The 2,446-nt window shown below is 77.4% G+C and carries 2 protein-coding genes and 1 pseudogene; 2 read left to right on the top strand and 1 reads right to left on the bottom strand.

Features of this window, described 5'->3' with window-relative positions; all coding sequences use genetic code 11:
- Both dprA and HLB15_RS23305 read left to right on the top strand, forming a co-directional pair.
- Window positions 1-1,088, top strand: a 1,088-nt coding sequence (dprA, locus tag HLB15_RS23310; RefSeq protein WP_171109115.1) for a DNA-processing protein DprA, incomplete at its 5' end; no start/stop codon positions are given.
- Window positions 1,089-1,218: 130 nt separating this feature from the next.
- Entirely contained in the window at window positions 1,219-2,127 is a 909-nt protein-coding gene (locus HLB15_RS23305; protein ID WP_171109117.1) for a tyrosine recombinase XerC, read from the top strand.
- Window positions 2,128-2,263: 136 nt separating this feature from the next.
- Here HLB15_RS23305 and HLB15_RS24410 read toward each other — a convergent pair.
- A pseudogene (locus HLB15_RS24410) lies at window positions 2,264-2,446 on the bottom strand (M23 family metallopeptidase); the annotation flags it as partial.

The raw sequence follows: 2,446 nt of genomic DNA, 5'->3' as shown, positions 1-2,446 counted from the left end.
GCGCGGCGGAGGCACCGGGGCGCCTGGCCGCGCGGGACGGCTCGTCCGGGCGGGACCCGGCTGAGGACCCGGCCGACGATCCGGCCGTGGACCCGTCCCGGAGCGACCGGCGTGCGGTGCGTCAGGTGCTCGCAGCGGTCCGCCGCTGGGCGCCCCGTCTCGAACGCCTCGACCCTGCGGGCGAGCTCGCCGTGCTCGACCGGTACGGCGGGACGCTCCTCCACCCCGATGCGCCGGGCTGGCCGGCGAGCCTCGACGATCTCGGCGACATCGCGCCCCTGTGCCTCTGGGTCCGCGGCGAACCGGACCTCGACCGGCTCGCGCAGCGGTCGGTGTCGCTCGTCGGCTCCCGTGCGTGCACCGACTACGGCGTCCGCGTGACCCGGGCGCTCGCGAGCGGGCTCGCCGACCGCGGGTTCACGCTCGTGTCCGGCGGCGCCGCGGGCATCGACGCCGAGGTGCACCGCGGCGCGCTCCTCGCCGACGCGCCCACCGTGGCCTTCCTGGCGGGCGGTGTCGACCGGCTCTACCCCGCGACCAGCACCGACCTGTTGCGCCGGGCGGCCGAGCACGGCGGCGCCGTCGTGAGCGAGGTGCCACCGGGCTCCGTGCCAGGCAAGCAGCGCTTCCTCAAGCGCAACCGGCTCATCGCCGCGCTCACCTCCGGCACGGTCGTGATCGAGGCGGCCGCGCGCTCGGGCGCGCTGTCGACGGCCAACCACGCGGCCCGTCTCCTGCGGCCCCTCGGTGCGGTGCCGGGGCCCGTCACCTCGATGGCCTCGGTCGGCTGCCACGAGCTGCTGCGGCGGGGGGCAGCGGTCTGCGTGACCGACGCCGCCGAGGCGGCGGAGCTCGTCGGCTACCTGGGGGAGACCGCGCCCGCCCGGCACGGCGACGCGCGCCCCGGCGACGACCTCGACGACGTCGGCAAGGCGGTGCTCGACGCCCTGCCGGTGCGCGCGCCTGCCCACGAGCGTTCCGTGGCCCGCGCCGCCGGGCTGGCGCTCGCGGACACGACCGGCGCGCTCGGGCTGCTCGAGCTCATGGGACTGGCCGAGCAGAAGGACGGCGGCTGGCGCAGACGCTGACCGGGGGAGAAGGGGCGGGCCGGCGGGCAGGACCCGACGGCGCGCCTTCTTCACCCGACGGCGACCGAGGCGCACACTGGCAAACGTGGACCTTACCGACCTGTCCGGCTTGCCTCGGCTCCCCGAGCAGATGTCCGACGCCGTCTCCCGGTTCGCCAGCTACCTCGATGCGCAGCGCGGGCACTCCGCCCACACGCGCCGCGCCTACGTGGCCGACGTGACCGACCTGCTGCGGTACGGGATGCGGCACGGCGCGACCCACCTCGACGCGATCGACCTCGCGCTGCTGCGCGGCTGGCTCGCGTCCCAGTCCGAGCGCGGTCTGGCGCGCTCGACGCTCGCGCGCCGTGGCGCCTCCGCGCGCGCGTTCCTGCGCTGGGCGCACCGCACCGGCCTCGTGCCCGTCGACCCGTCGGCACGGCTGGCCAGTCCCAAGGTGCCGCGCACGCTGCCGACCGTCCTCGACGTCGACGCCGCGAGCCGCCTGCTCGACGGCGCCCGGGCGGCTGCCGACTCCGCCGACGAGGCGAGCCGGCCCGCTGCCCTGCGCTCGTGGGTGGCCGCCGAGCTCCTGTACGGCGCGGGAGTCCGCGTCGGCGAGCTCGTGTCCGTCGACGTCGGCCAGGTGGACGCTCGCGACCGGCTGGTGCGGGTGCTCGGCAAGGGGGGCAAGGAGCGTGTGGTGCCGTTCGGCGTGCCGGCCGCTCGAGCCGTCGAGGCGTGGCTGGCGCACGGCCGGCCGGCCCTCGTGACCGCGACGACGGGTGACGCCCTGCTCGTCGGCGAGCGCGGGGGTCGCTGGGGCCAGCGCCAGGTCCGTGAGGCGATCCACCGGCTCGCCGCGCAGGCGGGCGTCGAGGACGTGGCGCCGCACGCGCTGCGGCACTCGGCGGCCACGCACCTGCTCCAGGGCGGCTCCGACCTGCGCTCGGTCCAGGAGGTGCTGGGCCACGCCAACCTCGCGACGACCCAGCGGTACACCCACGTCGACGCCGAGCGCCTCCGCAGCGTCTACGCGCAGGCCTTCCCGCGCGCCTGACCTGGACCACCTGGACCACCTGGACCACCGACGGTCCCCTTCGAGAACGACCTGCGGGACGGCTCGGGGCCGAAAGACGTCCCGGAGGTCGTTCTCGAAGCGGACCTCGGCCGGTGACCGCCGGGCGTGCGGGTCGTCAGCGGTCCGGGAGGAGCACGATCGGCGGACGGTGCAGGAGGGTGAGCGGGTCCAGGTAGCGCTCGCCCCGGCGCACACCCCAGTGCACGCAGGAACGCGGGGCGCAGTGGCCCGCGGCGCTCGGCCCGGGCCCGCCGCGCTGCGGCCCGCCGGGCCGACCGGCCACCCCGGCGCCCTCGAC

Origin of the sequence: Promicromonospora citrea (assembly GCF_013004695.1) — a bacterium.
In the GTDB taxonomy this organism is placed as follows: domain Bacteria; phylum Actinomycetota; class Actinomycetes; order Actinomycetales; family Cellulomonadaceae; genus Promicromonospora; species Promicromonospora citrea.
This window is presented reverse-complemented; position numbering and strand designations above follow the sequence as displayed.

Excerpts from the sequence above, each read along its gene's own strand:
- HLB15_RS23305 (WP_171109117.1), top strand. The coding sequence starts at position 1,219 with ATGTCCGACGCCGTCTCCCGGTTCGCCAGCTACCTCGATGCGCAGCGC.